The 26,804-nt window shown below is 70.4% G+C and carries 24 protein-coding genes and 2 pseudogenes; 17 read left to right on the top strand and 9 right to left on the bottom strand.

The features are described from left to right. Window positions 1-314 precede the first annotated feature (314 nt). Entirely contained in the window at window positions 315-1,661 is a 1,347-nt protein-coding gene (locus tag ABTY04_RS17575) for a D-arabinono-1,4-lactone oxidase (protein WP_352214228.1), read from the bottom strand. Then, complete coding sequence (locus ABTY04_RS17570) at window positions 1,603-2,868, bottom strand: MFS transporter (protein WP_352214227.1); 1,266 nt, start codon at window positions 2,866-2,868, stop codon at window positions 1,603-1,605. Before ABTY04_RS17570 ends, ABTY04_RS17575 begins: the two co-directional genes overlap by 59 nt. Before the next feature lie 184 nt (window positions 2,869-3,052). Here ABTY04_RS17570 and ABTY04_RS17565 point away from each other — a divergent pair, with 184 nt between their 5' ends. Further along, window positions 3,053-4,222 carry a ferrochelatase gene (locus ABTY04_RS17565; protein WP_352214226.1) on the top strand — a complete coding sequence of 390 codons (1,170 nt, stop codon included), beginning with the start codon at window positions 3,053-3,055 and terminating at the stop codon, window positions 4,220-4,222. A 12-nt stretch (window positions 4,223-4,234) separates the two neighbouring features. Then, window positions 4,235-5,038, top strand: a complete 804-nt coding sequence (locus tag ABTY04_RS17560; RefSeq protein WP_502996657.1) for an inositol monophosphatase family protein — start codon at window positions 4,235-4,237, stop codon at window positions 5,036-5,038. 171 nt (window positions 5,039-5,209) lie between these two features. Here ABTY04_RS17560 and ABTY04_RS17555 read toward each other — a convergent pair whose 3' ends face one another. Then, window positions 5,210-5,374 (bottom strand): hypothetical protein, encoded by a 165-nt coding sequence (locus ABTY04_RS17555; protein WP_352214225.1) that lies wholly within the window; start codon window positions 5,372-5,374, stop codon window positions 5,210-5,212. Window positions 5,375-5,618: 244 nt separating this feature from the next. Between ABTY04_RS17555 and ABTY04_RS17550 the strand changes: the two genes are divergently transcribed. The 4 genes from ABTY04_RS17550 to ABTY04_RS17535 all read left to right on the top strand — a co-directional run bounded on the left by ABTY04_RS17550 (window position 5,619) and on the right by ABTY04_RS17535 (window position 9,135). Then, entirely contained in the window at window positions 5,619-6,272 is a 654-nt protein-coding gene (locus ABTY04_RS17550) for a response regulator transcription factor (RefSeq protein WP_030036265.1), read from the top strand. A 5-nt stretch (window positions 6,273-6,277) separates the two neighbouring features. Continuing rightward, entirely contained in the window at window positions 6,278-7,522 is a 1,245-nt protein-coding gene (locus tag ABTY04_RS17545; protein WP_352214224.1) for a sensor histidine kinase, read from the top strand. Window positions 7,523-7,905: 383 nt separating this feature from the next. Then, window positions 7,906-8,202, top strand: coding sequence for a DUF4193 domain-containing protein (locus ABTY04_RS17540; protein ID WP_053676268.1), 297 nt, complete (start codon window positions 7,906-7,908; stop codon window positions 8,200-8,202). Between the two features lie 12 nt (window positions 8,203-8,214). Then, window positions 8,215-9,135: a hypothetical protein gene (locus ABTY04_RS17535; protein ID WP_352214223.1), complete on the top strand. Its 921-nt coding sequence runs from the start codon at window positions 8,215-8,217 to the stop codon at window positions 9,133-9,135. 70 nt (window positions 9,136-9,205) lie between these two features. Here ABTY04_RS17535 and ABTY04_RS17530 read toward each other — a convergent pair whose 3' ends face one another. Then, window positions 9,206-9,661 (bottom strand): DUF3093 domain-containing protein, encoded by a 456-nt coding sequence (locus tag ABTY04_RS17530; RefSeq protein ID WP_352214222.1) that lies wholly within the window; start codon window positions 9,659-9,661, stop codon window positions 9,206-9,208. 58 nt (window positions 9,662-9,719) lie between these two features. Between ABTY04_RS17530 and ABTY04_RS17525 the strand changes: the two genes are divergently transcribed. The 7 genes from ABTY04_RS17525 (at window position 9,720) to ABTY04_RS17495 (ending at window position 16,291) form a co-directional block, all read left to right on the top strand. Next, complete coding sequence (locus ABTY04_RS17525; protein ID WP_352214221.1) at window positions 9,720-10,304, top strand: PaaI family thioesterase; 585 nt, start codon at window positions 9,720-9,722, stop codon at window positions 10,302-10,304. Continuing rightward, window positions 10,304-10,846, top strand: a complete 543-nt coding sequence (gene dut / locus ABTY04_RS17520; RefSeq protein ID WP_352214220.1) for a dUTP diphosphatase — start codon at window positions 10,304-10,306, stop codon at window positions 10,844-10,846. The genes ABTY04_RS17525 and dut overlap by 1 nt, the downstream gene beginning before the upstream one ends. A gap of 1 nt (window position 10,847) precedes the next feature. Further along, on the top strand, window positions 10,848-11,627 hold the full coding sequence (locus ABTY04_RS17515; RefSeq protein WP_352214219.1) for a DUF3710 domain-containing protein: 780 nt from the start codon (window positions 10,848-10,850) through the stop codon (window positions 11,625-11,627). A gap of 159 nt (window positions 11,628-11,786) precedes the next feature. After that, entirely contained in the window at window positions 11,787-14,420 is a 2,634-nt protein-coding gene (locus ABTY04_RS17510) for a DUF4118 domain-containing protein (protein WP_352214218.1), read from the top strand. Beyond that, window positions 14,417-15,103: a response regulator gene (locus ABTY04_RS17505; protein ID WP_352214217.1), complete on the top strand. Its 687-nt coding sequence runs from the start codon at window positions 14,417-14,419 to the stop codon at window positions 15,101-15,103. Before ABTY04_RS17510 ends, ABTY04_RS17505 begins: the two co-directional genes overlap by 4 nt. 24 nt (window positions 15,104-15,127) lie before the next feature. Then, window positions 15,128-15,547 carry an OB-fold nucleic acid binding domain-containing protein gene (locus tag ABTY04_RS17500; protein WP_352214216.1) on the top strand — a complete coding sequence of 140 codons (420 nt, stop codon included), beginning with the start codon at window positions 15,128-15,130 and terminating at the stop codon, window positions 15,545-15,547. Between the two features lie 3 nt (window positions 15,548-15,550). Further along, window positions 15,551-16,291 (top strand): DUF3159 domain-containing protein, encoded by a 741-nt coding sequence (locus ABTY04_RS17495; protein WP_352214215.1) that lies wholly within the window; start codon window positions 15,551-15,553, stop codon window positions 16,289-16,291. Window positions 16,292-16,399: 108 nt separating this feature from the next. Here the strand turns inward: ABTY04_RS17495 and ABTY04_RS17490 are convergent, their stop codons facing one another. Both ABTY04_RS17490 and ABTY04_RS17485 read right to left on the bottom strand, forming a co-directional pair. Beyond that, complete coding sequence (locus ABTY04_RS17490) at window positions 16,400-17,062, bottom strand: potassium channel family protein (protein WP_352214214.1); 663 nt, start codon at window positions 17,060-17,062, stop codon at window positions 16,400-16,402. Then, window positions 17,059-17,727, bottom strand: a complete 669-nt coding sequence (locus ABTY04_RS17485; protein WP_352214213.1) for a potassium channel family protein — start codon at window positions 17,725-17,727, stop codon at window positions 17,059-17,061. Before ABTY04_RS17485 ends, ABTY04_RS17490 begins: the two co-directional genes overlap by 4 nt. Before the next feature lie 197 nt (window positions 17,728-17,924). On the opposite strand from ABTY04_RS17485, the gene ABTY04_RS17480 reads away from it, so the two are divergent. From ABTY04_RS17480 to ABTY04_RS17470, 3 genes and pseudogenes are all read left to right on the top strand, one after another. Then, complete coding sequence (locus ABTY04_RS17480) at window positions 17,925-19,973, top strand: APC family permease (RefSeq protein WP_352214212.1); 2,049 nt, start codon at window positions 17,925-17,927, stop codon at window positions 19,971-19,973. A 97-nt stretch (window positions 19,974-20,070) separates the two neighbouring features. Continuing rightward, a complete protein-coding gene (locus tag ABTY04_RS17475; RefSeq protein WP_352214211.1) occupies window positions 20,071-21,402 on the top strand; it encodes a class I SAM-dependent RNA methyltransferase in 1,332 nt (443 codons plus the stop codon). A 539-nt stretch (window positions 21,403-21,941) separates the two neighbouring features. Next, window positions 21,942-22,724, top strand: a pseudogene (locus ABTY04_RS17470) (DUF5655 domain-containing protein). A 365-nt stretch (window positions 22,725-23,089) separates the two neighbouring features. Here the strand turns inward: ABTY04_RS17470 and ABTY04_RS17465 are convergent. Both ABTY04_RS17465 and ABTY04_RS17460 read right to left on the bottom strand, forming a co-directional pair. Next, on the bottom strand, window positions 23,090-23,536 hold the full coding sequence (locus ABTY04_RS17465) for a hypothetical protein (protein WP_352214210.1): 447 nt from the start codon (window positions 23,534-23,536) through the stop codon (window positions 23,090-23,092). A gap of 383 nt (window positions 23,537-23,919) precedes the next feature. Continuing rightward, entirely contained in the window at window positions 23,920-24,051 is a 132-nt protein-coding gene (locus ABTY04_RS17460) for a hypothetical protein (protein ID WP_352214209.1), read from the bottom strand. 277 nt (window positions 24,052-24,328) lie between these two features. Between ABTY04_RS17460 and ABTY04_RS17455 the strand changes: the two are divergent. Next, window positions 24,329-24,886: pseudogene (locus tag ABTY04_RS17455) on the top strand (OB-fold nucleic acid binding domain-containing protein); the annotation flags it as partial. 667 nt (window positions 24,887-25,553) lie between these two features. On the opposite strand, the gene dpgD reads toward ABTY04_RS17455, so the two are convergent. Beyond that, window positions 25,554-26,360: an enoyl-CoA-hydratase DpgD gene (gene dpgD, locus ABTY04_RS17450; protein WP_352214208.1), complete on the bottom strand. Its 807-nt coding sequence runs from the start codon at window positions 26,358-26,360 to the stop codon at window positions 25,554-25,556. Window positions 26,361-26,804: the final 444 nt, after the last annotated feature.

The following is a 26,804-nucleotide window of genomic DNA, read 5'->3' as shown; positions in this document are numbered from 1 at the left end:
GCGCCGCCGAAGTTGTCGTGGGTGGCGGGAGTTGGGCTGCCCTGAATCGGGCCGGACCTGCGACCCCGCACGTTTCAAGGCGTCTTGCTTCACAGAATCCCCAGAAACGGAACTACCCGTTTCGCCTAGCAGTTAGTAACTGCTGAGAGCGGTGATGTGCGAGAGGTCGCGAGAGGCGGCACACACTCGACGAGCGGCCCGCCGGCCCGGAGCAGGGCCCCGGCACCGGCGGGAAGGCGGGGCGGCCCCGACTCCGCCCGCCCCGACGCCCGCGCCGAGCGGGCCGGGGCGGCAGGACGGCCCCTGAGCCGGGGTCACTCTCCCAGGACCCGCCGCAGGTAGTCGTTGCCGAACAGCCGGTCCGGGTCCAGCCGGTCCCGCAGCGCGGTGAACTCCCCGAAGCGGGGGTAGACCCGGGCGAGGTACTCCGCGTCCCGCGTGTGCACCTTGCCCCAGTGCGGCCGTCCGCCGTGCGCGGTGAAGATCCGCTCGGCAGCCGTGAAGTAGGCCTGGTACGGAGTGCCCTTGTACATGTGCACCGCGATGTACGCGGTCTCCCGCGCCGAGGCGGTCGACAGCGCGATGTCGTCCGCCGGAGCCGTCCGCACCTCCACGGGGAAGCTGATCCGCAGTCCCGAGCGGTCGACCATCGCCTTCAGCTCCCGCAGCGCCTCGACCACCTGCTCGCGCGGGAGGGCGTACTCCATCTCCACGAAGCGCACCCGGCGCGGACTGGTGAACACCTTGTAGGGGATGTCCGTGTAGGTGCGCGCGGACAGGGCGCGGCTCGCGATCCGGGCTATGGAGGGGATCGTCGCCGGGACAGCGCGGCCCAGCGAGTTGACGGCCTGGAAGATGCCGTTGGACAGCAGCTCGTCCTCGACCCAGGCGCTCACGGCCCCGGGCGGGGCGGCGGGGCCCTGGCTGCGGTTGTTGCGCTTGGTGTTGCAGTTGCCGGTGTGCGGGAACCAGTAGAACTCGAAGTGCTCGTTCTCCGCGAAGTGCTGCTCGAACTCGGCGGTCACCCGGTCGAAGCCCATGGGCTCCTCACGGGCGGTCAGGAAGAAGACCGGCTCCACGGCGAAGGTGATGGCGGTGACGATGCCGAGGGCGCCGATGCCGATCCGGGCGGCCGCGAAGACCGCGCGTTCCTCGTCGTCCCCCTTCTCTGAGCACGTCAGCAGCCGGCCGTCCGCCGTGACCAGCTCCAGGCCGCGGATCTGGGCGGCGATGGAGGCGGAGTCGCGGCCGGTGCCGTGGGTGCCGGTGCTGGTGGCGCCCGAGACCGTCTGCTCCATGATGTCGCCCATGTTCGTGAGCGACAGGCCCTCCCGGGCCAAGGCCAGGTTGAGGTCCTTGAGCACCGTGCCCGCGGCCACCGTCACGGTGCCGGCGGCGCGGTCGACCTCCCGGATCCCGGTCAGCGCCTGCGGGCGCACGAGCACCCCGTCGGTCGCGGCGGCCGCGGTGAAGGAGTGGCCGGTGCCGACCGCCTTCACCTTCAGCCCGTCCTCGGCGGCCCGGCGCACCGCCTCCTGAAGCTCCCCGACGGAGGCCGGGGTCACTGTCCGGGCCGGTGTGGCCGTGACGTTGCCCGCCCAGTTATGCCACGCGGCCCGCGTCCCCGGCCGGTTCTTCCCTGCTGCTGTCGAAGTCCCCATCGTTGGCTGGCTCCTCCCCTTGCGCCGGCCTCGTCAGCCGGCGGTAACCCGCGAACGCGACCGCCGCCGCGGCGGTCCCCGCCGAGATGGAGACGACGTACCCGTTCTTCGCGCCGGCCGCGTCGATCACCCAGCCGGCCACGGAGGACCCGACCGCGACGCCGACCGCGAGGCCCGTGGTGATCCACGTCATGCCCTCGGTGAGCTTCGCGCGTGGTACGTGCGCCTCGATCAGGGCCATCGTGGTGATCATCGTGGGAGCGATGGCGAGGCCCGAGACGAAGAGCGCCACGGCCAGAAACGGAAGGTTCCCGGCCAGTAGGAGGGGGATCATACTCACGGCCATCGCACAGATGCCCAGTACCCACCTGCGTTCGGTCCGGCCCTTGAGGTGGAGCAGGCCGAAGACGATGCCGGCCAGGCAGGATCCGGCCGCCCAGACGGCGAGGATGAAGCTGGCGGCGGACTTCTGGCCCTGCTCCTCGGCGAAGGCCAGGGTGGACACGTCGATGGACCCGAAGATCGCGCCGGTCGCCACGAAGGTGGCCGTCAGCACCTGGAGGCCGGGGGAGTGCAGGGCGGAGGTCCGGTCGCCGTCGTGGCTGCGCGGGTGCGGCGCCGGCTCGGTGGAGCGCTGCGCGATGAGCAGCCAGACGCCGACGAGCAGGCAGACGGCCGCGATCACCGGTCCGGCTTCCGGGAACCAGGTCGTGGACAGTCCGATGGCCAGGATCGGGCCGAAGATGAAACAGACCTCGTCCACCACGGACTCGAAGGAGTACGCGGTGTGCAGCTCGCGCGGCGCATCGCGGTAGAGGACGGTCCAGCGGGCGCGGACCATCGAGCCGACGCTCGGCACGCAGCCCGCCACGGCCGCGAAGACGAAGAGGGTCCAGTCGGGGAGGCCGTTCGCCGCGGCCAGCACCAGCGCGGTGACGGAGGCGACGGAGACCAGGGTGGCGGGGCGCAGCACCCGCCGCTGCCCGTACTGGTCCACCAGCCGGGAGACCTGGGGGCCGATGAAGGCCGCGGCCAGGGCCAGAGTGCCGGTGAGGGCGCTGGCCATCGCGTAGCGCCCGGTGATCTCGGAGATCATCGTGAGGATGCCGACGCCCACCATGGATATCGGCAGCCGGCCTATGAAGCCGGCGGCGCTGAAGGCCTTGGTGCCGGGGGCCGCGAAGATCGCGCGGTAGGGACTGGGCAAGGTCTCTCCGTAAGGGACGGCATTGGCTCGTACAGGTTACGGCCGCCCGGAAGGCACCCGCACGGGGAAAATTCGGCACCGACGGGTTCCAGCAGTGAACTTAGGGTCACCTTACCTGTGATGCGTCCCGGCATGCGGACCGGACGGTTCTCCCGCGTACACGCCGAGTGGCAGGATTCGACGCATGTCAGACCAGCTCCGTGCCCCCGACGCGCCCGCGGCCGAAGGCCTCGCGGCCCCCTACGACGCCCTCCTGCTGCTCTCCTTCGGCGGCCCCGAGGGCCCCGACGACGTCGTGCCGTTCCTGGAGAACGTGACGCGCGGGCGCGGCATCCCGCGCGAGCGGCTCAAGGAGGTCGGCCGGCACTACTTCGGCTTCGGCGGGGTCAGCCCGATCAACGGGCAGAACCGCGAACTGCTGGACGCGCTGCGCAAGGACTTCGCCGGGCACGGGCTGGACCTGCCCGTGTACTGGGGAAACCGGAACTGGGCTCCGTACCTCACCGACGTGATGCGGGAGATGACCGCCGACGGGCGCCGCCGGATCGCGGTGCTGGCGACCAGCGCCTACGCCTCGTACTCGGGCTGCCGGCAGTACCGCGAGAACCTCGCGGACGCGCTGGCGGCGCTGGCCGACGAGGGCGTCGCCGAGCTGCCGGAGGTCGACAAGCTGCGGCACTACTTCAACCACCCCGGCTTCGTGCAGCCGATGATCGACGGGGTGCTCGCCGCGCTGGAGTCGCTGCCGCAGGAGGTGCGCGCCGGCGCGCACCTGGCCTTCACCACGCATTCGATCCCCACCGCGGCCGCGGACACCTCCGGCCCGGTCGAGGAGCACACCGCGGGCGGCGAGGGCGGGGCCTACGTCAGGCAGCACCTGGACGTCGCGCAGGTGATCGCGGAGGCGGTGCGGGCCGAGACGGGCACGGAGCTGCCCTGGGAGCTCGTCTACCAGTCGCGCAGCGGCGCCCCGCACATCCCGTGGCTGGAGCCGGACATCTGCGACCACCTGGAGACGCTGCACGGCGCCGGGGCCCCGGCGGTGGTGATGGTGCCGATCGGGTTCGTCTCGGACCACATGGAGGTCCTCTACGACCTCGACACGGAAGCGACGGCGAAGGCTGCGGAGCTCGGGCTTCCGGTCGCGCGGTCGGCGACGGTCGGGGCCGACCCGCGGTTCGCGGCGGCGGTCCGGGAACTGGTGCTGGAGCGCGCCGCGGCGGAGCGGGGCGAGCCGGTGGAGCGGTGTGCGCTGGGGCTCCTCGGGCCCAGCCACGATCTGTGCGCGGTGGGCTGCTGCCCGGCGCGCGGGCCCCGGCCGGCGGCCGCGGGCGTCGACAGCCCGTACGCCTAGGAAGGCCGGACCGTGATCTCCGAACAACTGAAGGCCGAACTGCTGGAAGTGGGTCTGGACGCCGCCCGGCAGGCCGGGGAACTGCTGCGGGACGGCCGGCCGGCCGATCTCGCGGTGGCGGCGGTGAAGAGCAGCCCCATCGACGTGGTGACCGAGATGGACATCGCGGCGGAGAAGCTGATCACCGGCATCCTCGCGCGGCAGCGGCCCGAGGACGGGCTGCTGGGCGAGGAGGGCGCGGACAGCCCCGGGACCAGCGGGGTGCGGTGGGTCGTGGACCCGCTGGACGGCACCGTCAACTACCTGTACGGGCTGCCGAGCTGGAGCGTGTCGATCGCCGCCGAGTACGAGGGCGAGACCGTGGTCGGCGTCGTGGCCGCGCCGATGCGGGGCGAGACGTACCACGCGGTACTCGGGGGCGGGGCGTGGCTGGGGGAGGTCCGGCTGGCCTGCCGGGCGGCCGCGCCGCTGGACCAGGCGCTGGTCGGGACCGGCTTCGCGTACCTCCAGGCGCGCAAGGAGCGGCAGGCGGACGTCGCGCAGCGGGTGATCCCCCGGGTGCGGGACATCCGGCGGGGCGGATCGGCGGCGCTGGACCTCAGCGATGTCGCCGCCGGGCGGCTGGACGCGTACTACGAGCGGGGGCTCAACCCCTGGGACCTGGCGGCGGGCGAGCTGATCGCCCGGGAGGCCGGGGCGGTCACCGGCGGGAGGCCGGGACGGCCGGCCTCGGGGGAGCTGGCGCTGGCCGCCACGCCCGCGGTCTTCGCCTCGCTCCAGCCGCTGCTGGAGGAGGCCGGGGCCTGGCACGACTGAGGGCCGCGGAGGCCGGGCCGTACGGCCCGGTCTGTTACGACCGGGCTCGCAGGGCCGGGCCCGTGCCGTCCGGGCATGTGCGGTCCGAACCCGTGCGGTCCGGGGCCCGGCATGAGGGAACCCCGGCTGCCGCGTGCGGCCGCCGGGGTTCGGGCTGGACTGGTGAGGTCGTCAGGCGGAGACGGCGACTCCGTGTTCGGCGGCGAGGCGCTGGAGATCTTCCAGTTCCGCCTGCTCCACTTCCACGAGGAAGTCGTCGCCCGTCTCACGGGCCTGCTTGAGGTCCGACTGCGTGGCCCGGATGCGCTGCAGGAGACCCGCGGTGAATGCGTCCATGATGGGTTCGCCCCCTCTTCGTGGGTCGGCGGCGGCACGTGGCTGTCCGCCGTCAGGGAGTGGATGGGGTGTGCTGACGTCCTCCCCGGCACCCTGGGCCCAGAAACCTCGGGAGGCGAGGGAATCCTCACTTCCGGCCCCCGCAAGCCCCTGAGCGGCGCCTTACAGCCGGTTTACGGCTGAAACGGGCAGGATGGACGACGCAATACACGTGTGCCCTCAGGGCCCGATGGAAGGAAACGACGTGCGCGTACTCGTCGTCGAGGACGAGCAGCTGCTCGCCGATGCGGTGGCCACCGGGCTGCGCCGGGAGGCCATGGCCGTGGACGTCGTGTACGACGGCGCCGCGGCCCTGGAGCGCGTCGGAGTGAACGACTACGACGTGGTCGTGCTCGACCGGGACCTCCCGCTCGTGCACGGCGACGACGTCTGCCGCAAGATCGTGGAGCTCGGCATGCCCACCCGCGTGCTGATGCTGACGGCGTCGGGTGACGTGAGCGACCGGGTGGAAGGCCTCGAACTGGGTGCCGACGACTACCTGCCCAAGCCCTTCGCGTTCACCGAGCTGACCGCCCGCGTGCGTGCCCTGGGGCGGCGCACCACCGTCGCCCTGCCCCCCGTACTGGAGCGGGCCGGCATCAAGCTGGACCCGAACCGGCGCGAGGTGTTCCGTGAAGGCAGGGAGGTGCAGCTGGCGCCCAAGGAGTTCGCGGTGCTGGAGGTTCTCATGCGGAGCGAGGGGACCGTCGTCTCCGCCGAGCAGCTGCTGGAGAAGGCATGGGACGAGAACACCGACCCCTTCACGAACGTGGTGCGGGTGACGGTCATGACCCTGCGGCGCAAGCTCGGGGAGCCGCCGGTCATCGTGACCGTGCCTGGCTCCGGATACCGGATCTGACGCGGGTGGCGGCGACCCCGGCACCACCAACGGTGCCGCCGAGACCGACCTGGGACCCCGGCCAGCCCGAGGGTCCTTTCCCTTGGCTGCGGCCGACCATCCGCATACGCCTCACCCTGCTGTACGGCGGGATGTTCCTGATCGCCGGCATCCTGCTGCTGTCGATCATCTACCTGCTGGCGGCGCAGGCGCTGCGCGAGGGCAACGGACTCCCGTTCAAGATCGTCGGTGGAACGGACATCCAGGTCACCAGCACCTGCCCCGGCGTGGTCGGCACGGGCCAGACGCACGACCAGTTCAACGCCGCGATCAACACCTGCATCCTGGAGCAGCGCAGGCACGCGCTCGACGACCTGCTCAGCCGGTCGCTGATGGCCTTGCTCGGCCTCAGCATCATCGCCTTCGCCTTCGGCTACGCGATGGCGGGCCGGGTGCTCTCGCCGCTCGGCAAGATCACCCGGACCGCCCGCCGCGTGGTCGGCTCCGACCTGACCCGGCGGATCGAGCTGGACGGGCCGGACGACGAGCTCAAGGAGCTCGCCGACACCTTCGACGAGATGCTCGACCGGCTGGAGCGGGCCTTCACGGCCCAGCAGCGGTTCGTCGCGAACGCCTCGCACGAGCTGCGCACCCCGCTGGCGATCAACCGGACGCTGCTGGAGGTGCACCTGTCGGACCCGGGCGCGCCCGTGGAGCTCCAGCAGCTGGGCAGGACGCTGCTGGCCACCAACGAGCGCAGCGAGCAACTGGTCGAGGGCCTGTTGCTGCTGGCCCGCAGTGACAACCAGATAGTCGAGCGCAAGCCCGTGGACTTGGCGGAGGTCGCCTCGCGCGCCATCGACCAGGCGCGCGGCGAGGCCGCGGTGAAGGGCGTCGAGATCCGCGGCGAGCGGGCGGTCGCCGTGGTCCAGGGCAACGGCGTCCTGCTGGAGCGGATCGCGCTCAACCTGGTGCAGAACGCCGTCCGGTACAACGTGCCGGAGGACGGCTGGGTGGAGGTCACCACCGAGTCGGAGCACGGCCATGCGGTCCTCGTCGTCTCGAACACGGGTCCCGTGGTTCCCGCGTACGAGGTGGACAACCTCTTCGAGCCCTTCAGGCGGCTGCGTACGGAGCGCACGGGCAGTGACAAGGGTGTGGGGCTCGGCCTGTCGATCGCACGCTCTGTGGCCCGCGCACACGGCGGCAGGATCTCGGCGACGCCGCGCGAGGGCGGTGGCCTCGTGATGCGTGTCACTTTGCCCCTGTGAGTCCCTTGTCATTTGTTCGCTGTTGGCTGAATGGCGCGAGGGCGGGGAGGGTTCCGACTGTGTGATCGATCACATTGTCGAGTGTTGGGTCATGTGCGTTCAGTGACCCCGAAAGAGGCCGGAAAGCCCGGGAAGTCCGGGTTTCCCGCCCCTCGAACGGCGGGAAATACACGGGGTGGCGTTTGTGCAAGACGGGCCCCGGACCGTGTACGGTCCCGGTCGTCATCCCAGTCAATCGCTTCTTCAGGCGTGCGGCTGGGTGTCGATTGAGTAACAGACCTTGATGTGAGGCAAAATCTCCGCCTCAGGTCGGGCACAAGTCCGGCCTCTCGCGCGTTACGTGCGCTGAGACACCGCTAAATCCCAGAGGGGGAGAGCGAACAATGGCAACGGACTACGACACCCCGCGCAAGACTGACGACGACGTCGACAACGACAGCATCGAAGAGCTGAAGGCCCGGCGCAACGAGAAGTCGTCCTCGAACGTCGACGTCGACGACTTCGACGCGGCGGAGGGCATGGAGCTCCCCGGTGCGGACCTCTCCAACGAGGAGCTGGCCGTCCGGGTGCTGCCCAAGCAGGCCGATGAGTTCACCTGCATGAGCTGCTTCCTGGTGCACCACCGCAGCCAGCTGGCACGGGAGAAGAACGGCCAGCCGATCTGCCGCGACTGCGACTGAGAGGTGTCGGCCGTGACCGGCTCGACACCGTTTCGGAAGCGGCGCTTTCGAAAAGCCGGTGATCCGGCGGAGGCGCAGGCGGGGGCCACGGACCCGGAAACGGGCCCAGGGGCCCCCGGCGTACCCGCCGTGTCCTCCGGCGCCGCCACGGCGGCGCCGTCGGCCGCGGAGCCCGACGAGGCGGCCCGGCGCAGGTCCGGGACCCGTCGGCTGCAAGCCGTAACGAGCGGTGTGCGCAAGGGCGGCGAACATGCCAGGGCCGCCGTCCTGCACATCGCGGACCGCATCATCGAGAACGCACCGCGCGTTCCGGTTCGGGACCTCGCGACCCTGCGCGCGCAGTTCCCGGGCCTCGGTCCCGATCAGCTCGCCGACAAGCTGATCGCGGGCGCCTCGTACGGCACCTCCACGGTGGGCGCGGGCATCGGAGCCGCGGCCATGCTGCCGGTGCCGCCCGCGATGCCCGCCGAACTGGCCGCGGAGATCACCGGGGTCGCCGCCATCGAGCTGAAGCTCATCGCGGAGCTCCACGAGGTCTACGGTCTGCGGCCGTCCGGGAACCTCAAGGAGCGCAGCCTCGCCTACCTGACCGCGTGGACGGAGGAGCGCGGGGTGGACCTGACGAAGCCGACGACGCTGAACGTCGCGCTCGGTGGCCAGATGAAGCGCGAACTGCGCCAGCAGATCGTGAAGCGGACGTTCCGCAACCTGCCGAACCTGCTGCCGTTCATGGTGGGCGCGGCCGTCGGCGCGGTCATGAACCACCGCGACACCCGCAAACTCGCCGAGAAGGTCCGTGCCGACCTGCGGAGCCGGGCCGTGGCCTGGGACTCGCTGCCGCAGCTTCCGCGCCTTGAACAGCCCTCCGAGCCCCTTCCCGAGGCCATCGGGGCCGCCCTCGAAGCGCCGGCCGGCGACCGGCCCCCGGCCTGACACCCCCTGCGCCCGGCCCGCGCCTGCTCCTCGCCCGCCCCTGACGCCGGGACGCCCGGCCCGCGGCCCGTCAGCCCTTGGCCGACCGGATCGCCGAGACCAGGGCCTGCGGCTCGCGGGTGGAGACGTAGACGTACGGGGTCGGGTCCTCGGGATCGGTGACCGGGATGCGCACCGCCGTCGGGACGTAGCTGCGCAGCAGCATGAAGGCGCGGGTGTCCGCCTTGTACGTGCGCCAGGCGCGCGCCTCCTCCGGGTCCAGCACCTCGGGCTCGCCCAGGGCCGTCACCGGGATCCGGGCGTCGCCGGCCGCCAGCGCGCCGTTCACCACGCGCACACGGGCGGAGCCGTACGAACTCACCAGCATCCCCGCCAGCGCGGTGCCCCCGACCAGCCCGGCCAGCAGCGGCAGCGTGCCCAGCGGCAGCAGCATCAGCGCGCACGCGAGGCCGATGAGCGCGGCGATGGCCCACCAGGAGCGGGGGGCGGTCAGACGTTCGTCGTGGTGCGCGGGGGAGAGCTGCATGGTGTCAAGCCTGCCACGAGGCGACCGGCGGGTAGCGGCGCGGGTAAGGTCTGCGCCTGTGAGTGGACGAAACACAGCGTTGACGCCCCCGGCCGATGCCGCCGCACCGGTCAGGCACCCCGACGCCCCGGCACCCGGCGAGCTGCTCGGTGCGCACTACGAGCACTGCTTCGGCTGCGGTGAGGGCCAGCCCCACGGACTCCACCTGGAGGCCCGCGCGGGCGAAGGTGTGCGCGTCACGGCCGAGTTCACCGTCAGGCCCGCCCACCAGGGTGCTCCCGGTCTCGCCCACGGCGGCGTACTCGCCACCGCGCTCGACGAGACGCTGGGCTCCCTGAACTGGCTGCTGCGCGTCATCGCGGTGACCGGACGGCTGGAGACGGACTTCGTACGGCCGGTGCCCGTGGACACCGTGCTGTACCTGGAGGCCGAGGTGACCGCCGTCGCCGGGCGCAAGATCTACTCCACCGCGGTCGGCCGGACGGGCGGGCCCGACGGCCCCGTCGCCGTGCGCGCGGACGCGCTCTTCATCGAGGTGAAGGTCGACCACTTCATCGACAACGGTCGGCCCGAGGAGATCCGGGCGGCGATGTCCGACCCGGACCAGGTCAGGCGCGCACGCGCCTTCGAGGTGAACCCCTGATGGCTCTGTCCAACCCCAACCACGCACCCGTCGACGTGCTGATCAAGCGCGTCGACCCCGAGGTGCCCCTTCCCGCGTACGGCCATCCCGGCGACGCCGGCTGCGACCTGGTGACCACCGAGGCGGCCGAGCTGGAGCCCGGCGAGCGCGCGGTACTGCCCACGGGGGTGTCCATCGCCCTGCCCGACGGGTACGCGGCGTTCGTGCACCCGCGCTCGGGCCTGGCCGCGCGCTGCGGGCTCGCGCTCGTGAATGCCCCGGGGACGGTGGATGCCGGGTACCGTGGGGAGATCAAGGTGATCGTGGTCAATCTCGACCCGCGCGAGAGCGTCCGGTTCGAGCGCTTCGACCGCATTGCCCAGCTGGTTGTCCAGCGGGTCGAGAAGGTGCGCTTCCACGAGGTGGCGGAACTTCCCGGCTCGGCCCGGGCCGAGGGGGGTTTCGGCTCCACCGGCGGTCATGCGGCCGTGGCCGGAAACGGCGCTGGTCAGCAGGGTGGGAATGGCTACGCTTCGGTCGTATCCGACCGGGAAGGACAGTGACGTGTTCGGACGTCGCAAGAAGAACGACTCCGCCAAGGACGGCGGCGCGGCCGAGCAGGTCGTGGACGGCGTGGCTGCCGATGAGCAGAACGGCGGCGAGGAGGCCGACTCCGCGCCCCGCAGGGTGAACCTGCCGCCGGCCCCGCGGCCCGACGGCCCCTGGGACGTCTCCGAGGTGCTCGGTGCACCCGAGGACGGCCGCGTCGACCTGGGCGGCATTCTCGTACCGGGTGTCGAGGGCATGGAGCTGCGCGTCGAGGTCGCCGGTGACGCGATCGTCGCCGCGACGGTCGTCCTCGGCGACAGCGCCGTGCAGCTGCAGGCCTTCGCGGCGCCCAAGAAGGAAGGCATCTGGGGCGAGGTCCGCGAGGAGATCGCCACGGGCATCACCCAGCAGGGCGGCATCATCGACGAGGTCGAGGGTCCGCTGGGCTGGGAGCTGCGCGCCCAGGTGCCCGTACCGATGCCCGACGGCCAGACCGGCGCCCAGCTGGTCCGCTTCGTCGGCGTCGACGGCCCGCGCTGGTTCCTGCGCGGCGTCATCTCCGGCCAGGGCGCGGTGCGCCCCGAGTCGGCGGGCGTGCTGGAGCAGATCTTCCGGGAGACCGTCATCGTGCGCGGCGACGGCCCGATGGCTCCGCGCGACCCGATCGTGCTGAAGCTGCCGAACGACGCCCAGATGGTGCCGGACGGCGTGCAGACCGACGACCAGGAGGGCTCCCGCTTCTCCGGCGGCATGGGCCAGCTGGAGCAGGGCCCGACGATCACCGAGATCCGCTGACCACGGCGGATCCTGTAGACGGACGTTTCCGGCCGCGGGCCGTACTCCTTCGGGGGTACGGCCCGCGGCCGTACGTGCGGGTGTCAGGGATCCGTCAGGGATGGACGGACCGGCTGCAAAAGGTACGTGATCGCCGCAAACGTCCCGGAGAATGAGCGCATGGGACGCGGCAAGCTTCGGATCTACCTCGGCGCGGCACCCGGTGTGGGCAAGACGTACGCGATGCTCTCCGAGGGCCACCGCCGGGTGGAGCGGGGCGGCGACTGCGTCGTCGGCTTCGTCGAGCACTACGGGCGGCCGCGCACCGAGGTGATGCTGCACGGGCTCGAACAGGTGCCGCGCAAGGAGCTCTCCCACCGGGGTGCCGCTTTCACCGAGATGGACGTGGACGCCGTACTGGCGCGCCGGCCCGCCGTCGCACTCGTGGACGAGCTCGCGCACACGAACGTGCCGGGCTCGCGCAACGCGAAGCGCTGGCAGGACGTGGAGGAGCTGCTGCGGGCGGGCATCGACGTCGTGTCCACCGTGAACATCCAGCACCTGGAGTCGCTCGGCGACGTGGTGGAGTCCATCACCGGTGTGCGCCAACGGGAGACCGTGCCGGACGAGGCGGTGCGGCGGGCCGACCAGATCGAGCTCGTCGACATGTCCCCCCAGGCGCTGCGCCGGCGGATGGCGCACGGGAACGTCTACCGGCCCGACAAGGTCGACGCGGCCCTGTCCAACTACTTCCGTCCCGGAAACCTCACCGCCCTGCGCGAGCTGGCGCTGCTGTGGGTGGCCGACCGCGCCGACGAGTACCTTCAGCAGTACCGGGGCGAGCACGGCATCCGCTCGACCTGGCAGGCCCGCGAGCGGATCGTCGTCGGGATCACGGGCGGCCCCGAGGGCCGTACGCTCATCCGCCGCGCCGCCCGGATGGCCGCCAAGGGCTCCGGCAGCGAGATCCTGGCCGTCTACATCGCCCGCAGCGACGGGCTGACCTCGGCCTCGCCGAAGGAGCTCGCGGTCCAGCGGGCGTTGGTCGAGGACCTCGGCGGAACGTTTCACCATGTGATCGGCGACGTCATCCCCGAGGCCCTGCTCGCATTCGCCCGCGGGGTCAACGCCACGCAGATCGTGCTCGGCTCCAGCCGCCGCAAGGCCTGGCAGTACGTCTTCGGCCCCGGCGTCGGCGCGACCGTCGCCCGCGACTCGGGGCCCGACCTCGACGTGCACATCGTCACCCACGAGGAGGTCGCCCGGGGCCGCGGCCTGCCCGTGGTCCGCTCGGCGGCCCGGCTCGGACGGCCCCGGATCATCGCCGGCTGGATCGTCGGGACGGTGCTCCCCGCACTGCTGGCCGTGCTGCTCACGCACGTGAACGCCGATCCGGGCCTGGCCAACGAGATGCTGCTGTTCCTCTCGCTGACCGTGGCCGCCGCGCTGCTGGGCGGGCTCTACCCGGCGCTCGCCTCGGCTGCCTTCGGATCGCTGCTGCTGAACTACTACTTCGCCCCGCCGGTGCACCGGTTCACCATCTCCGACCCGAAGAACATCGTGGCCATCGCCGTCTTCTTCGGGGTGGCGGTCGCCGTGGCCTCCGTGGTGGACCTGGCCGCCCGGCGCACCCACCAGGCCGCCCGGCTGCGCGCCGAGTCCGAGATACTCTCCTTCCTCGCCGGCAGCGTGCTGCGCGGCGAGACCACGCTGGACGCGCTGCTGGAGCGGGTCCGCGAGACCTTCGCCATGGAGTCCGTGGCCCTGCTGGAGCGCGCGGGCGACGTCGAGCCCTGGAAGCCGGCCGGCAGCGTCGGCCCGAGCCCGGTCGGCCAGCCCGAGGATGCGGACGTGGACATGCCGATCGGCGACCACATGGCGCTGGCCCTGTCCGGCCGGGTGCTGCCCGCCGAGGACCGCCGGGTACTCGGCGCCTTCGCCGCGCAGGCCGCCGTGGTCCTGGACCGGCAGCGGCTGGTCGGGCAGGCCGAGGAAGCCCGCCGGCTGGCCGAGGGCAACCGGATCCGGACCGCGCTGCTGGCCGCCGTCAGCCATGACCTCCGTACGCCGCTGGCCTCCATCAAGGCGTCGGTGTCGTCCCTGCGCTCCGACGACGTGGACTGGTCCGAGGAGGACCGGGCCGAGCTCCTCGAAGGCATCGAGGACGGCGCCGACCGGCTCGACCACCTGGTGGGCAACCTGCTCGACATGTCCCGGCTCCAGACTGGCACCGTGATCCCGCTGATCCGGGAGATCGACCTCGACGAGGTGGTCCCGATGGCACTGGGCGGCGTACCGGAGGACAGCGTGGTGCTGGACGTTCCGGAGACGCTGCCGATGGTCGCGGTGGACCCGGGGCTGCTGGAGCGGACCGTGGCGAACGTGGTGGAGAACGCGGTCAAGTACAGCCCGCCCGGGGAGCCGGTGCTGGTGGCGGCCAGCTTCCTCGGCGACCGGGTCGAGGTGCGGGTCGTGGACCGCGGGCCCGGGGTGCCCGACGTGGCCAAGGACCGGATCTTCGCGCCCTTCCAGCGGCACGGGGACGCCCCGCGCGGCGCCGGGGTCGGCCTCGGGCTCGCGGTGGCCCGGGGTTTCGCCGAGGCCATGGACGGCACACTGGCGGCCGAGGACACCCCGGGCGGCGGACTGACCATGGTGCTGACCCTGTGCGCCGTGGCGGGCGACAGCGGACCGGCACACGCCGCGCCGGACGGCGACGGACCCGCCGCCGCTGCCGGCGCCCCCGGTGCCCTCGGCGTCGCCGACGGCACCATCGATCTCGACCCGATACGACAGAAAGCAGGACCCCAATGACCCGGGTGCTCGTGGTGGACGACGAGCCGCAGATCGTCCGAGCCCTCGTGATCAACCTCAAGGCGCGCAAGTACGAGGTCGACGCCGCGGCGGACGGGGCCGGCGCCCTGGAGCTCGCGGCCGCCCGCCACCCCGACGTGGTCGTCCTCGACCTGGGCCTGCCCGACATGGACGGCGTCGAGGTCATCAAGGGCCTGCGCGGCTGGACCCGCGTGCCGATCCTGGTCCTCTCGGCCCGGCACAGCTCCGACGAGAAGGTCGAGGCGCTGGACGCCGGGGCCGACGACTACGTCACCAAGCCCTTCGGTATGGACGAGCTCCTGGCGCGGCTGCGCGCCGCCGTCCGCCGGGCCGAGCCGGCCGCGGGTGCCGGCGAGGACGAGGTGATCGTGGAGACCGACGGCTTCACGGTGGACCTGGCCGCCAAGAAGGCCGTGCGCGAGGGGCGCGACGTACGGCTCACCCCCACCGAGTGGCACCTGCTGGAGGTGCTGGTCCGCAACGGGGGCAAGCTGGTCGGCCAGAAGCAGTTGCTCCAGGAGGTCTGGGGTCCCTCGTACGGCACCGAGACGAACTACCTGCGGGTCTACATGGCGCAGCTGCGGCGCAAACTGGAGGCGGATCCCTCGCACCCGCGGCACTTCATCACGGAACCGGGTATGGGATACCGCTTCGAGAGGTAGTCGGGGCGCCGGTACGCTTCCTGTATGAGTGCTGAACCGCGTCCCGAGAAGTCCGTCAAGCCGGTCAGGTCGGCGGGCCGGTTCCGGCGGATGATAGAGCGGCTGTCCACCTCGCAGGAGGAGCTGCATTCGGCGGAACTGCAGGAGGACGCAGAAGCCGCGGGGTGCACGCGGATCTGCGACTCCCAGGACCGCCAGATAGTCAGGGTGACGGGAACCCTGCGTACCGTCACCCTTCGGCCCCGCGCCGGGGTGCCCGCCCTGGAGGCCGAGCTCTTCGACGGCTCGGCGGCGCTGGACGTGGTCTGGCTCGGGCGTCGCTCGATCGTGGGAATCGAACCGGGCCGGCGCATGATCGCCTCCGGGCGGATCGCGATGAGCCACGGCCGCCGGGTCCTCTTCAATCCGAAGTACGAACTCCGACCGCTCGGACAGGAGCACTAACCGGTGACGTCACTCGACAAACCGATCACCCCGGACCCCGCGGGCGAGCCGTCCGCGGACCAGAAAGCCGTGACCCAGGCGGCGCTCTTCGACGCCTTCGGGGGCATCCGGGGCACCGTGGAGACGATGCTCCCCGGGCTGCTCTTCGTGATGATCTACACGGTCAACAAGGACGTGAAGATGTCCGCGATCGCGGCGGGCGCGGTTGCCGTGCTGCTCGTGATCGTGCGGCTGCTGCGCAAGGACACCGTGAAGCACGCCTTCAGCGGGGTCTTCGGCGTGGGCGTCGGCGTGGCCTTCGCCCTCTTCACCGGCACCGCCAAGGGCTTCTACCTGCCCGGCATGATCTACGGCGCCGGGCTGGGCGTGGCCTTCACGCTGTCCGCGCTGGTGGGGTTCCCGCTGCTGGGCGTGATCCTGGGGCCGGTGTTCAAGGAGAACCTGTCCTGGCGGACGCGCAACCCCGGACGGAAGAAGGCGTACACCAAGGCGAGCCTGGCCTGGGGGATCGTCTTCCTGGCGAAGTACGCGATCCTCTTCCCGCTGTACTGGTGGGGGGACGCGACGCAGCTGGGCTGGGTGCTGATCGCGCTGAAGCTGCCGCCGATGGTGCTGGCGGTGTACTTCACGTGGGTGTTCCTGGCGAAGGCGCCGCCGCCGATCGACGTGATCGCGGAGTGGGAGGCCGAGGAGGCCGCGGAGAAGGCCCGCAAGGCCGCTGCCGCCCGGGAGCCCCGGGCCTGAGCCCGTTCGCCGTTGGATGACACGACACGACGAAGGGGCGGGCCGACCCTGCCGGTCGGCCCGCCCCTTCGTCGTGTCGTTTACTGCGTGCCGCTTCGCCGCGTGCCGTCAGCGACGGGCCTGGAGGAGCTCCTCCAGCTGCTCCTCACGGGCCTGGGCGGCCACGAAGAGCAGCTCGTCGCCCGGCTCCAGCGTCTCCTCCGCATGCGGGGTGAGGACCCGGTTGCCGCGGATGATCGTGACCAGCGAGGTGTCCTCGGGCCAGGCGATCTCGCTGATCTGCGTTCCGGCGACCGAGGAGTCGGCGGGCAGGGTCAGCTCGACGAGGTTGGCGTCGCCGTGGCTGAAGCGGAGCAGCCGCACCAGGTCGCCGACGCTGACGGCCTCCTCGACGAGGGCCGACATCAGACGAGGCGTGGAGACCGCGACGTCGACGCCCCAGGACTCGTTGAAGAGCCACTCGTTCTTCGGGTTGTTCACCCGGGCCACGACCCGGGGGACCCCGTATTCGGTCTTGGCCAGGAGGGAGACGACCAGGTTGACCTTGTCGTCGCCGGTCGCGGCGATGACGACGTTGCAGCGCTGGAGCGCGGCCTCGTCCAGCGAGGTGATCTCGCAGGCGTCGGCCAGCAGCCACTCGGCCTGCGGCACGCGCTCCACCGAGATGGCGGTCGGCGCCTTGTCGACGAGCAGCACCTCGTGCCCGTTCTCCAGCAGCTCGCCCGCGATGGAACGGCCCACCGCGCCGGCTCCGGCGATCGCGACCCTCATGCGTGTGCCTCCTCGGGGCCCTCGGCGAGCGCCGCCTCGACCTTGTCGATCTCGTCCGTGCGCATCATCACGTGGACGAGGTCGCCCTCCTGCAGCACCGTCTGGGACGTCGGCAGCATGGCCTCGCCCAGCCGGGTGAGGAAGGCCACGCGGACGCCGGTCTCCTCCTGCAGCTTGCTGACCTTGTGCCCGATCCAGGCGGCGGAGGTGTGCACCTCGGCGAGCTGGACACCGCCGCTCGGGTCGCGCCACAGCGGCTCGGCCCCGGAGGGCAGCAGCCGGCGCAGCATCTGGTCGGCGGTCCACCGCACGGTGGCCACGGTGGGGATGCCCAGGCGCTGGTAGACCTCGGCGCGCCTGGGGTCGTAGATGCGGGCGGCGACGTTCTCGACACCGAACATCTCGCGGGCCACGCGGGCAGCGATGATGTTGGAATTGTCACCACTGCTGACCGCGGCGAAGGCGCCCGCTTCCTCGATACCGGCCTCGCGCAGCGTGTCCTGGTCGAAGCCGACCCCGGTGACGCGGCGGCCGCCGAATCCGGCTCCCAGCCGGCGGAATGCGGTGGGGTCCTGGTCGATGACAGCGACCGTATGCCCCTGCTGTTCCAAGGTCTGCGCGAGGGCGGAGCCCACTCTTCCGCAGCCCATAATGACGATGTGCACGGCCGTCCTTCCGGCTGTCAGCGCTCGCTGGTTTCCAGCCTCATTGCATGCTCTGGCTTCACAGGGTCTCAGACCATGGCCCAAGCTACACACGGGCGGTCCCGTGTGTGACGTTTGCAGCGCACACGGCGGCTCATTGCCCTTGAATACCGGCAGGGGGTTCGTCAGCCGGATTTCGAACGCATACGATCCTCTGCGTGTCCAAACTGACCGACGTGCCCAAACGGATCCTGATCGGCCGGGCGCTGCGCAGCGACCGCCTCGGGGAAACGCTGCTCCCCAAGCGGATCGCCCTTCCTGTCTTCGCTTCCGACCCGCTCTCCTCGGTGGCATACGCCCCCGGCGAGGTCCTGCTGGTCCTGTCGATCGCGGGTGTGTCGGCGTACCACTTCAGCCCCTGGATCGCCGTCGCGGTCGTCGTGCTGATGTTCACCGTGGTCGCCTCCTACCGCCAGAACGTCCACGCGTACCCCAGCGGCGGCGGCGACTACGAGGTCGCGAACACCAATCTCGGGCCGAAGGCCGGACTCACCGTCGCGAGCGCCCTGCTCGTCGACTACGTCCTGACCGTCGCCGTGTCGATCTCGTCCGGAGTCGAGAATCTCGGCTCCGCCGTCGATTTCGTGATCGAGCACAAGGTGCTCTCGGCGATGATCATGATTCTGCTGCTCACGCTGATGAATCTGCGCGGCGTGAAGGAATCCGGGAAACTCTTCGCCATTCCGACGTACGTGTTCGTCGGCGCCGTCTTCGTGATGATCGCCTGGGGTGCATGGCGCGGCCTCGTCGCCGGCGACACCATGGAGGCCCCGACGGCCCACCTGGAGATCAAGGCCGAGCACGAGGGGCTGGCCGGCTTCGCGCTGGTCTTCCTGCTGCTGCGGGCCTTCTCCTCCGGATGTGCCGCCCTGACCGGCGTCGAGGCGATCAGCAACGGCGTGCCCGCCTTCCGCAAGCCCAAGAGCAAGAACGCCGCCAGCACCCTCGCCCTGATGGGCGCCCTGGCGGTCACCATGTTCTGCGGGATCATCGGCCTGGCCATGGCCACCGACGTGAAGATGGCCGAATCGCCCACGACGAACCTGCTGGACAACGGCGTCCCCGTCGGACCCGGCTTCGTCCAGCACCCGGTGATCTCCCAGGTGGCCGAGGCCGTCTTCGGCAACGGCAGCTTCCTGTTCATCGTCCTGGCGACCGCCACCGCGCTCGTCCTGTTCCTGGCCGCCAACACCGCGTACAACGGCTTCCCGCTGCTCGGCTCGATCCTCGCCCAGGACCGCTACCTGCCGCGCCAGCTGCACACCCGCGGTGACCGGCTGGCCTTCTCGAACGGCATCGTGCTGCTCGCGGGCGCGGCCATGCTGCTCGTGTGGATCTACGACGCCGACTCCACCAAGCTGATCCAGCTCTACATCGTCGGCGTGTTCGTCTCCTTCACGCTCAGCCAGATCGGCATGGTCCGGCACTGGAACCGCCACCTGCGGACCGAGAAGGACCTGGCCGCGCGGCGCCGGATGCACCGCTCGCGGGCGATCAACACCTTCGGCGCGATCTTCACGGGGCTGGTCCTGGTCGTCGTCCTGGCCACCAAGTTCACGCACGGCGCCTGGGTCGCCCTCATGGGCATGCTGATCTTCTACGGCACCATGACGGCGATCCGGAAGCACTACGACCGTGTCGCGACCGAGATCGCCGCGGACGAGGGCCCCAGCGACGACAGCGTGCGGCCCTCCCGGGTCCACTCCATCGTCCTGGTCTCCAAGGTGCACAAGCCCACGCTGCGCGCCCTGGCCTTCGCCAAGCTGACCCGCTCGGACACCCTGGAAGCGCTCAGCATCAGCGTCGACTCGGCCGAGACCAAGGCGCTGAAGGAGGAGTGGGAGCGGCGCGGGATCAACGTACCGCTCAAGATCCTCGACTCCCCGTACCGTGAGATCACCCGCCCGGTCGTCGAGTACGTGAAGGGCCTGCGCAGCGAGAACCCGCGCGACGCCGTCAGCGTGTACATCCCCGAGTACGTCGTCGGCCGCTGGTACGAACACCTGCTGCACAACCAGAGCGCCCTGCGGCTCAAGGGCCGCCTGCTGTTCACGCCCGGCGTGATGGTCACCTCGGTGCCGTACCAGCTGGAGTCCTCGGAGCTCGCGAAGCGGCGGGCGAAGAAGCGGCAGGAGTGGAACCCCCCGGGCGCGGTGCGCCGCGGACCGGTGGACACCCAGCGCCCGAAGGACCGCGCGGCGAAGTAGCGCCGCGGCCGGTGTGGCGAACGGCCGGACGAGATCCACGTAAACTGGTGGGTCGGTCGTCCGGCCGTTCCCATTTATGTTTTGGAGTCTCCCCACCATGACCGAGCAGAACGAGAAGCAGTCCTTGGTCGGGGAGCAGTACGAGGTCGAGGTCGGCCCCGTCGCGCACGGCGGCCACTGCATCGCCCGCACCGCGGACGGCCGCGTCCTCTTCGTCCGCCACGCCCTCCCGGGGGAGAAGGTGATCGCTCGCGTGACGGAGGGCGAGTCGGACTCCCGCTTCCTGCGCGCCGACGCGATCACCGTCCTGACCGCCTCCAAGGACCGCGTCGAGGCCCCGTGCCCCTACGCCGGCCCCGGCAAGTGCGGCGGCTGCGACTGGCAGCACGCCAAGCCGGGCGCCCAGCGCCGGCTCAAGGGCGAGGTCGTCGCCGAGCAGCTGCTGCGGCTCGCCGGCCTCACCCCGGAGGAGGCCGGCTGGGACGGCACGGTCATGCCGGCCGAGGGCGACAAGCTGCCCGCGGGCCAGGTCCCGCAGTGGCGCACCCGGGTCCAGTACGCGATCGACGAGGACGGCCGAGCGGGCCTGCGCAAGCACCGCTCGCACTCCGTGGAGCTGATCGACCACTGCATGATCGCGGCCCCGGGCGTCTCGGAACTCGGCATCGAGAAGCAGGACTGGCCCCAGATGGCCACGGTCGAGGCGATCGCCGCCTCCGGCTCGAACGACCGCCAGGTCGTCCTGACCCCCCGTCCCGGCGGTCGCCTCCCCCTCGTGGAACTCGACAAGCCGGTCTCCGTCCTGCGCGTCGAGGAGAAGGACGGCGGTGTCCACCGCGTCCACGGCCGCCCCTTCGTCCGCGAGCGCGCGGACGGCCGTACGTACCGCGTCGGCATGGGCGGCTTCTGGCAGGTCCACCCGCAGGCCGCCGACACCCTGATCAAGGCCGTCATGCAGGGCCTGATGCCGCGCAAGGGCGAGATGGCGCTCGACCTCTACTGCGGCGTCGGCATCTTCGCGGGCGCCCTGGCGGAACGCCTGGGCGAGACGGGCGCGGTGCTCGGCATCGAGTCGACGAAGCGCGCGGTCGAGGACGCCCGCCACAACCTGGCGGACTTCCCCCGGGTCCGCATCGAGCAGGGCAAGGTCGAGACGGTCCTCCCGAAGACCGGGATCACCGAATGCGACCTGGTCGTCCTGGACCCCCCGCGCGCGGGCGCGGGCAAGCAGACGGTCCGCCACGTGGCAGGCCTCTCCGCCCGCCGCATCGCGTACGTGGCCTGCGACCCGGCGGCCCTGGCCCGCGACCTGGGCTACTTCCGCGAGGCCGGCTACAAGCCCCGCACCCTCCGCGTCTTCGACCTCTTCCCGATGACCCACCACGTGGAGTGCGTGGCGATCCTTGAACCGGCGGGGGAAGGCGTCTGACCTGCGGTTTTGTCGGTGCGCATTATGTGCACTGTAGGCGTTACGGGCGATATCTTGACGCTGAAATGACGCTTGTGACGCTCATTTTGACGAGGTGTCAGGTGAAGTGAGGGGCAGCTCGCCGGTCTCGGACCACCGGGCCCGAGGGGCTCGGTGGGCGGACTGCGCCGTGCGGTCGACAGCCCACCTCGTGATCGCGCTGAAGCTCGCCGGAGTGGGCGCCTGCCAGGTGCCTGCTCTGTCCGGCGGGTGAGCAGGGGAACCGAAGCAGCTCGTAGCGCAACCCCTACTCCGTCACTTTCAGTACGCGTCGCGGGTGCGGCCCCGGAGGTATCGGGCGTGCCACTCTTCCAAGACCTTCCAACCCCGCTGGCTTCGCCGGAAACAATCCGGGCTCCCTCACGGTTAAGGCCTGGGAAGACGAGCTATGGGGGTGTTGGGGGCTGAGGCTGCTTGATGTGGCCGGGGGGAGCGCGGTGGAGATCGCCGCACGCCCTGCGGAGGTGGAGCGGCACCTGCAGGACGTGGTCGAGGCGAACATGGAGGCCATGCTGGGGGTTCGCTTCCTGGCCAGCGAGTACAGCACCGGATCGGTTCATCGAGGCCGGATCGACTCGCTGGGCCTGGACGAGGACGGCTCACCGGTCGTGGTCGAGTACAAGCGAGGCCGCGACGCCGGCGTGATCACCCAGGGGTTGTTCTACCTGGCGTGGCTCACCGACCACCGGGCCGAGTTCCAGCAGTTGGTCCGCGAGCGTCTCGGGGCTTAGATCGCTTCCCAGGTGCTGTGGAGTAGCCCTCGGCTGATCTGCGTCGCAGAGGACTACACCCGCTACGACCTCCACGCCGTGCGCGAGATCCGACGCACCATCGACCTCGTCCGTTACAGCTACTTCGGTACAGGTCTGCTCGCCCTCGAACCGGTGGCCAAAGCGACAGCTGGGGCACAGGAGCGCAGCGAGCAGCGTCGCCGCCGACCGAGCGCGTCGGTCGGCATGCGTGAGGGCCCCGTCGCCGGGCTGCGCAGCGCGCTCGACGAGTTGCTCCAGGGGCTGGGTGACGATGTGAGCAGCGTTGATCGCAAGCAGTACCGCGCGTACCGGCGGCTGCGAAACTTCGCATGCGTCAGTCACGCCCACCAACAGGAGGTCGTGGTTACGCTCCGCCTTGATCCCAAAGACGTAGACCTTGTTGGGGGCTTCACCCGGGATGTCAGCCAGATCGGTCACCACGGCACCGGCGATGTCGAGGTCCGCCTTTGGACGGAGGCCGATCTGAGCCGCGCTGAGCCGTTGCTCCGGATGAGCTACGAGGCTGCCTGAGAACGCCAGCGAGCATGTCCGGTCGACGGCGGCGGGCTGAGAACGTACTGGTGCTGAAGCGGTAGGTGTCCTCCTCTCGTCGCGATGGTCAGAAGGGTGGCGGTGCCCTTCCATGATGCGGAGAATCCGTGATTTCCGAATTCCTGCACGGAGTGATAGCCCCGGAGGGACGCCGGCCCAGTAACACCGCTCTCCGGTGCCGCGAAGCCGACAGCGCTTGCTCCAGCCGTTTTGGGAATCTAGGCGGCGATCTGGGGGCGGCGCGCGCCCATCTACGGGAGGCTCTGCGGCTGCGGCTGCGGCTGCGGATCGGCAAGGGCGATGTTGGGCTGATCGAGTCCACCCAGGTCGCGCTAACTAGCCCCTCAGTGGTTGTCGTACGGGGAGATGATGATCTCAGAGTTGACCGACAGCAGCGTGTTTCCTGCGCTGTCGAAGCCGACCAGGCGGGCATACGCCCTGCCGTTAACGTGCAGTTCGGCGAGATAGCGAGCGATACCAACCTCCCCGGTGGCGCAGGGGATGTTGTTCACGGAACGCACCGCCGTGCCATCGGGGTCAACGACGTCGACCCGGAATTTGGCGCAGTTGCTGGGGAATTGCTGGATGTGGCCCAGGCCGATGAATTCTTGTGGTCCCCAGCCGACCCGGTCCACACAGACGTCGCCCTTGAATCCATTCTGATCGAATGACGTGCATTTCCTGAACGGCGGCTCCCAGGCGGCCTGGGCCGGGCCGCTGACTGCGGTGACCATGCCGACGGCAGCTGTCGCCACGACGGCCACTGCGGAAATGGATTTGCGGATTCTCATTGGTGCCCCCTCGCACGACAAGTGAACCTTCAAACGTGCCGTCCAGCAGTGGGAAAGCAGCTTTTCCTGATGGATCGGCGATTCGCTACGCTAGCCGACCGGCTCCGGGACGTCGACGGCCGCAGTTGAACAGCTACTCCGGAAATCACCGAAATCCGTCCCGGCGCTCAGCTCGACGACCGGTACCCCGGCAGCAGCTGATGTAGAGCTCGACGATGTCCGAGCGCCCCCGCCAGTCCGCCTCCCAGACGTCCTTGAGGGTCTGGCGTTTGCTCAGCACGCTGTCGCGGTGGCGGATAGGGAGTGCAGCAGGGTGAACTCGCGCGGGGTCAGGCGCAGAGCGATGCCGTCACGCTCGACCGTCCGCCGGAACGGATCGAGCATCAGCCCTCCGGCGGTGAGTACACCCGGGGCTGGCGGTGCTTGCGCCGGATGAGGGTCTGCAGCCGGGCCATCCGCTCGAGGAAGCCGATCGGTATCATCAGGTAGTCCTCGGCCGCCCCGACGTCGAACACTTCCTTGCGACGCTGGTCCCCGGGCCCGGGACAGGCCGGTGACAGAGTCCTGGACGACGTCCGTCGCGAAACCCTCGGTCTGCCCCCTGATGCAGCGCCGGGGTGAGCCGGCGGTGGTCGCACATCATCAGCACCCGCAGCGACTCCTGGTCCGGTCGCACCACCCGCGGCTCTGGCACGAGGGTGCTCGTGACCGGGCCGGGACGACCGAGGTGCTCGCCCCGGCCCCGGCGTACGGGTCCAGGCTGGCCAACACACCTAGACCGTCACCGTCTCCGGCTGGGTGAACGCGCTCCGGCTTCAACGCAAGATGCAGTTCGTCATCCTGCGGGACCACTCCGGCATGGCCCAGGTTACCCACAAGCGCGACGGCGGCCCGCTCGGAGCCGTCATCGAATCGCTTACCCCCGAGTCCGCCGTCCGGATCACCGGACGCGCCGTAGAGGCGGCCCAGGTCAACGTGGGTGGCCTGGAGATCGTCCCCGAGACGATCGAGGTGCTGAACCGGGCGGAGAGACCGCTTCCGATCGACGAGCACCTCAGCCCCGAGCACGGGCTCGACTGGCGCTTCCTCGACGTACGCAAGCGGGCCACCGCACAGATGGTGTTCGCCGCGCAGACGACCCTGGAGCAGGGGCTGCGCGAGTACGCCGTGCAGAACGGCTGCACGGAGATGCACACCCCGAAGCAGTTGCACGTGGACCCCCAAGGTCAGGCTGCCGCGCAGTCGCGGGACGCAGGACGGCAGATGGCGGCGCAGTCGGGTACAGTGCGATCCGTGGCCGGCGCGTCGAGGAAGGCTCGGATCTCGGTACGTGGGGGGCATGGACACTGACCTCGGATGCTCCGTAGGGGCAGTGCCGCACCTCGCCGTCAGCCGACATGCAGAGGGTGGCCGACCGACAGGGGTGGCTCTCCTCTTTGGACAGCTGCAGCTGCCGCAGGTTGTCGAGGTAGGAGCGGTATCCGTTGGACAGGCGGAAGTACTGGTCGAGTCCGTGTCGTGCGCTCTCTGGACCAGCGAGTCCTGGACCGATCGGCTGTCCCGGCGCAGGGCGCTTTCGGAGAGGAGCGCGGGGCTGAGCTGAACGTCGGTCCCCGTTCCCGCTACGAGGTCGGCGAGCTGCGCGGCTTCCTCGTCGTCCACCTCCCAGTAGTGAGGTGCAGGGCCTTCGAGGGGGTGTCGACGGCATCTAGCGTCGCGACGGCCGAGGCCGCGCTTCGGGTGGTGCGGCCGAGTGTCATCGCGTCCTGCGAGTCGGCGGAGACGGTCACGCTGGTCAGAAGGTGACCGACCTCCGCGAGGGCGGTGACCTCAGCCTCCCGAGCGGGCCGAGGTCACCATGGACACCGCCATGCCGAACTGGAGGGCCAGGCGGACGAGCTGCCGGAGGCTGCCCGTCGCCGCGGCGGCCCCACGGCGCTCCTGAGGGGAACCCGTGGCCCGTCCCCGGGGGCCGTCCCGCGGCGCGGTCAGCGCGTGAGGTGTCGGGTACCTTCCGTCAGCGCCCCCGCCACACGGGTTCACGCCCCTCCGCGAAGGCGCGCGGGCCCTCGACGGCATCCGCGCTGTGCCTTCGCTGCTGCTCCCAAGGGAAGGGGGTGACGAACGCTTCCTCCAGGGGCATGTCGACAGAGCGCATCACGGCCTCCTTGATGGCACGCACGGCCAGGGGAGCGCTGCAGAGCAGCGCATCGGTCCATGCGGTGACCGCGTCATCCAACTCCTCGGCAGGCACGACCTCATTGACCAGCCCCAGGCGCAGCGCCACGTCTGCACTCATCCGGCGGCCGGTCAGCAGATAGCCCATGGCGATCTTCAGAGGTACCTGTCGTGCGAGTCTGAAGGCCCCTCCGGCACCAGGCACCAGCCCCAGGGTCGCCTCGGGCAGTGCGAAGACCGACTGGTCGGAGGCGATGATGAGGTCACAGGCGAGGGCGAGTTCGAAGCCCCCGCCGAGGGCGTAGCCGTTCACCCGGGCGACAACCGGTTTGGACAGGCCGAACCGCTCGGTCAGCCGCGGCCACCCCGGCTGACCGCGACTGCCGAACGTCGACGGAGGGACTCCCTGCCCGTCGAGACGGGAGCGTTCGCGCAGGTCCTGTCCGACGGAGAAGGACCGGTCGCCGGCGCCGGTCAGTACGGCGACCCGTATGTCGTCGTCCGCCTCGACGTCGTCCCAGACCCGGGCCAGTTCCTCGTGCATGCGCAGATTCATCGCGTTGAGCACTGCGGGCCGATCGAGTGTGACGTAGGCGATGTGGCCCTTCTTCTCGTAGCGCACGCCGGACTCTTCTGTGTCAGTCACCGGGGCGATACCTCATTTCTGGATGAAGCGGCGAGAGCCGTCCGACTTTTCGAGTGATTTTTACGTGAAGTCAGTGCATACCGGCAGCCCCTTCTGTGTTCAACTGATGCGCTGCCGCAGTTGAGCGGCGCCCGACCTAAAGAAGTCAATCCGGGGTGTTCAGTTCACGGGCTCCCGGACACTATTGATCGAATGCGGCAACCCGCGTCATAGTGCTGACCGAGCGCTTGGGTGCGCTGTGGAGTGAGGTGTGCGAGACCGTCTAACCTCTGCACTTCCTTTGTCGTCTCCGTGGTCCAGCGTTCCGCCAGCGGTGAGTTGGCATTCGCACTCCCGGGGCGATATGTGACGTTGGATCTCGAAGAGAGGTGGGGAGCAGATGGCTGAGGAGCCGTTGTTTCTGCGTTCGAAGGCCATTGTGGAGCCGTTGGTTGACCGGTTCTT

The sequence above is a fragment of the Streptomyces sp. NPDC097981 genome (assembly GCF_040302565.1).
Classification (GTDB): domain Bacteria; phylum Actinomycetota; class Actinomycetes; order Streptomycetales; family Streptomycetaceae; genus Streptomyces.
The sequence above is the reverse complement of the archived record's forward strand: the minus strand, read 5'-3'. Positions and strand labels throughout refer to the sequence as shown.